The organism is Streptomyces anatolicus (assembly GCF_019400875.1).
GTDB lineage: Bacteria > Actinomycetota > Actinomycetes > Streptomycetales > Streptomycetaceae > Streptomyces > Streptomyces anatolicus.
The window spans coordinates 1-6,286 of sequence record NZ_WMBF01000378.1 but is presented as its reverse complement, the minus strand read 5'-3'; the positions used below and the strand labels follow the sequence as shown (position 1 = coordinate 6,286).

Here is a 6,286-nt window from a genome sequence, read left to right as displayed (position 1 = left end):
GCCCTGACGCCGGTGCCGGGTGAACGGGTGAGGGAGCTTCGCCGCGTAGCGGCGGGGAGGGGCGGCCCCGCCGGGGTCAGCCTCCCGGCGCCGGGTGCACGGGCAGGTGGGAGAGGTCCGGCGCGGAGCGGGGGCACCCTTCGCAGAGGCCCCCCTCACCGAGCAGACGGCTCCCGGCGCCGCGCAGGCCCCGCGGCGACCAGGCGGGCCGGCGCCGACGCGCTCCGGCGGTCGACCAGGAAGGCCGCCCCCGCCACCGCGAGCCCGAGCACCGCGAGCACCGCCCCCGTCACCGCCGGAGACGTGACGCCGAAGCCCGCCGCCAGGGCGAGGCCGCCGATCCACGCGCCGCCCGCGTTCGCGAGGTTGAAGGCCACCTGGTTGGCGGAGGAGGCCAGCGACGGCGCCGCCGACGCCTTCTCCATGACCATCAGCTGCAACGGCGACCCCGTCGTGAACGCCGCCATGCCGAGCAGCATGACCGCGAGCGCCGCACTCCACCCGGCACTCATGAGCAGCGGGAAGAGCGCGAGGACGACGGCGAGCGCGGTGAGCCCGCCGAAGAGCGTGCCCCGAAGGGAGTGGTCCGCGAGGCGGCCGCCGAGGAGGTTGCCCGCCGTGGCGCCCACCCCGAACAGCGCCAGAAGCAGCGTGACGCTGGACTCGGCGTACCCCGCCGCGTCCGTCAGCATCGGCGTGATGTAGCTGTACGCGGCGAAGAGCGCCCCGAAGCCCGCGACGGTCGTACCGAGCGCCAGCCACACCGGAACGCTGCCGAGCGCCCGCAGCTCCCCGCGCAGACCGACCGCGTCGCCGTGGCCGTGGTCGGCGGGGACGAGGAGGGCGAGCGCGGCGATGGCGGCGAGGCCGATCGCGCTCACCGCGAGGAACGTGGCGCGCCAGCCGAGCTGCTGCCCCATGGCGGTGGCCACCGGCACGCCCACGATGTTGGCGACGGTCAGGCCGAGGAACATCAGGGAGACCGAGCGGGCCTTGCGCTCGGGGGCGACGAGTCCGGTGGCGACGACCGCGCCGACACCGAAGAAGGCGCCGTGCGGCAGGCCGCTGAGGAAGCGGGCGGCGAGCAGTGAGGTGTTGTCGGGGGCGACCGCCGAGAGCGCGTTGCCGATGACGAAGAGCACCATGAGGCCGATCAGGACGCGGCGGCGCGGCAGCTTCGCGGTGACGGCGGCGAGCAGCGGGGCGCCGATGACGACGCCGAGCGCGTACGCGGAGACGAGGTGTCCCGCGGTCGGGATGGATATGTGCAGGTCGTCGGCGACGTTGGGCAGCAGGCCCATCATCACGAACTCGGTCGTGCCGATGCCGAAGGCGCCCACGGCGAGGGCGAGCAGGGCCAGGGGCATGAAGAGGTACCTTCCACGGAAGCAGGGGGGAGCGAGCGAGGGGAATCCATAAGTTTACTTACGGAACAAACTCTCCCGCACCCAGTATTCCGCGAGGTCAAGACCGGACGACGAGCACGTGAAGAACGACCGTCTCAAGACGAGCACGTCAAGAACGACCGTCTCAAGAGGAGAGGTCCACCCTCGCCGCGATCGGCAGATGGTCGCTGCTCGTCTCCGGGAGCGTCCAGGAGGAGACCGGCTCGACGCCCTTGACCATGATCTGGTCGATGCGGGCCATCGGGAACGACGCGGGCCAGCTGAAGCCGAAGCCGTTGCCCGCCGCGCCCTGCGTGGACCGCATCTGGGAGGTGACCGCGTTCAGCGCGCGGTCGTTCATCGTGCCGTTGAGGTCGCCGAGCAGGACGACCTTGCCGATCGGCTCGTCGGCGATGGCCTCACCGAGCGCGTCGGCGCTGTTGTCGCGCTGGTTGGCGGTGAAGCCCGCGTCGAGCTTGACGCGTACCGAGGGCAGGTGCGCGACGTAGACGGCGACCTCGCCCTTGGGGGTGTCGACCGTCGAACGCATCGCGCGGGTCCAGCCCAGCTTGATGTCGACGGGACGGGTGTCGGCGAGCGGGTACTTGCTCCACAGGCCGACGGTGCCCTCCACCGCGTGGTACTTGTACTGGCCGGACAGGGCCTTCTCGTACGTGGGGACGGCGTCCGCGGTGAGTTCTTCCAGGGCGATCACGTCGGCGCCGGACGCGGCGACGTCCCGGGCGGTGCCCGTCGGGTCGGCGTTGTCGGCGTTGACGTTGTGCGTGGCCACCGTGAGGTCGCCGCCCGTGCCCGACTTGTCGCTGATCAGGCCGCCGAACGAGTTGAGCCAGATGATCGCGGGCAGGAGCAGCGCGATCAGCGCGGTGGCGGACTTGCGGACCACGGCGACGACGAGCAGCACCGGGATGAAGACGCCGAGCCACGGCAGGAAGGTCTCGGTGAGGCTGCCGAGGTTGCCGACGCCGTTCGGGATCTGCGCGTGGAAGAGCATCACAAGGGCGATGAGGACCGCGGCCCCCGCGGTGATCAGCCCGCGCTTCCAGATGCCCGGGTCGCCGCGCCAGCCGTCCAGCAGGCGTCGGAACCGGGACCCCGGACGCTCGGGCCCCGAGCCGTCGTTGCCCGTCTCCGTCATATACGCCTGCGCCATACCCTCGTCGCCTCACTGACTGCCGTACACACCGTCGGTCCGCCCCTGAAACCCTAGGCGATGATCGGTGTCGTCCCTGCCGTCCACGACGGCCGTACAGGCACCAGGACGAGCGGGGTGGCACGGCAGGTTCCTGAACAGGGCGAGCGAGCGGCCGCTGTGACGAAATGCGCATACTCGCGCGTGGCGGCGCGGGCGGGGCCCAGAGCGCCCGGGACTCACACGGCAGGGCCCAGGCCCTCAAGCACGGTGTCGACGATCCGTTCGGCCAGGTCGGCGTCGAGCGGCGCGTCGGGCCGCATGATCGTACGCAGCAACATCGGGCCGACCAGCAGGTCGTTGGCCATCTCGATGTCGACGTCCGCGCGCAGTTCGCCGCCCGCGACGCCCCGCCGCAGCACCTCGTGGGTGAGGCGGCGGCGGGGGTCGACGACCGTGCGGTGGTACGCGTCCCAGAGCTTGGGCAGCGCCTTCATCTGGGCGAAGACGTTGTGCAGCATCGCCGATGAGCGCATGTTCAGGCCGCGGCGGCGCAGCCCTTCCAGGAGGCAGACGAGGTCGTCGCGCATCGAGGTGCCCGGCAGCTCCGGGTCGGGCTCCTCGAAGACGCGCAGGACGTCGACAAAGAGGGCCTCCTTGCCGTCCCAGCGCCGGTAGATGGTGGCCTTGCCGACGCCCGCGGTCCTGGCGATCCGCTCGATGGACAGGTCCGCGAGCGGAACGCCGTCCTCCAGGAGCCGCACCACGCCCTCGATGATGGCCTGCTCCACGGCCTCGCTCCGGGGCCGCCCCCGGCCGCCCTTGGCGATGTGGACCACGTCGTCTCCGCTCTCTCCGCGCCTGTTGCCGGGCCGATTCTCCCTCAGCCGCCTCCCCCCGCGGCCGCTCGGCTCCCTCAGTGCCCTGCCGCGCCCACCGGCTCGGCCTCCTTCTCCTGGGGGCGGGGCTCCTTCGGCGTACGCCCGGGCAGGAAGAGGAAGACGACGAGCGAGCCGATCACCGCGACGCCCGCGCCCCACAGCGCCGTGACGTGCATGGCGTGCAGGAACGAGTCGTTGGCGGCGGCGACCAGGGGCTCGCCGCGGGGCCCGAGCCGTGCGGCGGCGCCCAGGGTCGCCTCGATGGACTCCCCGGCGGTGTGCCGGGCGCTTTCGGGGAGCAGCGTCAGCTTCTCCTCGACGCCGTTGCGGTAGGCGGTGGAGAGCACCGAGCCGAGGACCGCGATGCCGAGCGCGCCGCCGACCTGGCGGAAGGTGTTGCTGAGCGCGGAGGCAGATCCGGCCTTCTCGCGCGGCAGGGCCTGCATGATCACGACGCTGGTGGGCGTCATGATGTGCGCCATGCCGGTGCCCATGAGGAAGAAGATGACCTCAAGGATCCAGATCGGCGTATCGGCGTCGAGGATCGTGAAGGACGCGAGCGTCGCCATCACCAGGAGCAGCCCGCCGGTGCACACGGCCCGTACGCCGAAGCGGTCGACGACCAGGCGGGCGCGCGGCGCGAAGATGAGCTGCGCCGCGGCGAGCGGCAGCATCAACAGGCCCGTCTGCAGCGGAGAGTAGCCGCGCACGCTCTGGGTGTAGAAGACCGAGAAGAAGGTCACGCCCATCAGCGCGAAGAAGACGAGCGCGATGGCGCTGATCGCCGCTGAGAAGACGCGGTTCTTGAAATACGAGATGTCGACCGACGGGTGGTCGCAGCGCTTCTCGTACAGCACGAAGGCGACGAGGACGGCGAGGCCCGCCAGGACGGTGCCGAGGACCGCCGGGTCGGTGAAGTCGGCGAGCTGGCCGCCCTTGATGATGCCGTAGACGAGCAGGACGAGGCCGACGACGGAGAGCGCGACGCCGACGAGGTCGACGCGGCCCGGCTCGGGGTCGCGCGAGTCGGGCACCAGCCAGATCATCAGGGCGACCGCGACGATCACGATCGGTACGTTGATGAGGAAGACCGAGCCCCACCAGAAGTGGTCGAGGAGCACGCCGCCGGTGATCGGGCCGATGGCGATGGCGAGGCCGACGCCGCCCGCCCAGATGCCGATGGCCTTGGGCTGCTCCTCGCGTTCGAACACGTTCATAAGGACGGCGAGCGTGGCGGGCATCACGAAGGCGGCGCCGAGGCCCATCAGCGCGCGGAACACGATGAGCTGGACCGGCGAGCCGGACTGCGCGGCGAACGCGGAGCCGATGCCGAAGACGACGAGCCCCGCGATCAGGACCTTCTTGCGGCCGAGCCGGTCGCCGAGCAGGCCCGCGGTGAAGAGCAGGCCGGCGAAGACGAGCGTGTAGGAGTTGATCGCCCACTCCAGCTCGCCCTGGGTCGCGCCGAGTCCGGTCGGTTCGGGGGTGGAGATCGTCTTGATGGCGACGTTCAGGATCGAGTTGTCGAGTACGACGATCAGCAGGCTCAGCATCAGGACGCCGAGGATCGCCCAGCGGCGCCGGTGCACGGCCTCCGGTATGCGGGGCGGGGCGGGGATGGCGGAAGTTGACATACGGACCAGCGTAGGTCAATTTCGATACGAGACCGTCTCGTATTGGAAGAACTTTACCGACGGAGCAACCGGCGGGGCGCCCGGCGAATCGAACGGACGAGCGGATTAGCGGATTACCTGTGGGGCCACTAGCCCCGGGGCGGCACGTGGTGCCACCATGGAGGGGATCCGGGGACGCCGTCAGGGCGCCTCGAGATGACATAAGGAGCCGTTGCGATGACGCAGCTTCCGGCTGCCCAGAAGAGCGCCGACGCCCAGCGAGGCCCCGACAGCGACAAGGCGCTGTACGGCGGCAAGGGCACGCGACGCATCACTGTGCGCGACATCACCGCCGCCAAGGAGCGCGGCGAGAAGTGGCCCATGCTCACCGCCTACGACGCGATGACCGCGTCCGTCTTCGACGAGGCGGGCATCCCCGTCATGCTCGTCGGGGACTCGGCGGGCAATTGCCACCTCGGGTACGAGACCACCGTGCCCGTCACCCTTGACGAGATGACCATGCTGTCGGCGGCGGTCGTGCGGGGCACCTCGCGCGCCCTGATCGTCGGCGACCTGCCGTTCGGCTCCTACCAGGAGGGCGCCGTGCAGGCGCTGCGCTCGGCGACCCGTCTGGTGAAGGAGGCGGGCGTCGGCGCGGTCAAGCTGGAGGGCGGCGAACGCTCCCTGGCCCAGACCGAACTCCTCGTCCAGTCCGGCATCCCCGTCATGTCCCATCTCGGCCTGACCCCGCAGTCCGTGAACACCATGGGCTACCGCGTCCAGGGCCGTGGCGAGGAGGCGGCCCACCGCCTGCTGCGGGACGCCAAGGCGGCGCAGGACGCGGGCGCGTTCGCGGTCGTCCTGGAACTGGTCCCCGCGGACCTGGCGGCGGAGGTCACCCGCTCCCTGCACATCCCGACCGTCGGGATCGGCGCGGGCGCCGAGTGCGACGCGCAGGTCCTGGTCTGGACGGACATGCTGGGCCTCACGGGCGGCAAGATGCCGCGCTTCGTGAAGCAGTACGCGGACCTGCGGGGCGTGATGGCCGGCGCGGCCAGGGCGTTCGCGGAGGATGTGGTGGGCGGGGCGTTCCCGGCGGAGGAGCATTCGGTCCGGTAGGCCGCGGGGTGGCGGCCGTCCCGGCGTAGGACCACTGCGGCACCATGGCAGCCCGTTGGTCGTCCCCCGCCGACGGGCTGCTTTTTCTCGCCCCTGGGCGGTTGGGCGGGCCCTCGCCCCTCGGGGCCGCCTGTT

5 protein-coding genes are annotated in these 6,286 nt (G+C 71.3%); 1 reads left to right on the top strand and 4 read right to left on the bottom strand.

Going from position 1 to position 6,286, the window contains the following annotated elements; all coding sequences use genetic code 11:
• Positions 1-155 precede the first annotated feature (155 nt).
• The 4 genes from GKQ77_RS25270 to GKQ77_RS25255 form a co-directional block, all read right to left on the bottom strand.
• Complete coding sequence (locus GKQ77_RS25270) at positions 156-1,367, bottom strand: MFS transporter (RefSeq protein ID WP_219691239.1); 1,212 nt, start codon at positions 1,365-1,367, stop codon at positions 156-158.
• A 163-nt stretch (positions 1,368-1,530) separates the two neighbouring features.
• The gene (locus GKQ77_RS25265) at positions 1,531-2,559 is read right to left on the bottom strand and encodes an endonuclease/exonuclease/phosphatase family protein (protein ID WP_219691238.1); all 1,029 of its coding nucleotides are present in this window, start codon (positions 2,557-2,559) and stop codon (positions 1,531-1,533) included.
• Positions 2,560-2,777: 218 nt separating this feature from the next.
• Positions 2,778-3,377, bottom strand: a complete 600-nt coding sequence (locus tag GKQ77_RS25260) for a TetR/AcrR family transcriptional regulator (RefSeq protein WP_308117782.1) — start codon at positions 3,375-3,377, stop codon at positions 2,778-2,780.
• A 77-nt stretch (positions 3,378-3,454) separates the two neighbouring features.
• The gene (locus GKQ77_RS25255; protein ID WP_219691237.1) at positions 3,455-5,053 is read right to left on the bottom strand and encodes an MFS transporter; all 1,599 of its coding nucleotides are present in this window, start codon (positions 5,051-5,053) and stop codon (positions 3,455-3,457) included.
• Between the two features lie 216 nt (positions 5,054-5,269).
• Here GKQ77_RS25255 and panB point away from each other — a divergent pair, with 216 nt between their 5' ends.
• Entirely contained in the window at positions 5,270-6,151 is an 882-nt protein-coding gene (panB, locus tag GKQ77_RS25250) for a 3-methyl-2-oxobutanoate hydroxymethyltransferase (protein ID WP_219691236.1), read from the top strand.
• The last annotated feature ends 135 nt before the right edge of the window (positions 6,152-6,286 follow it).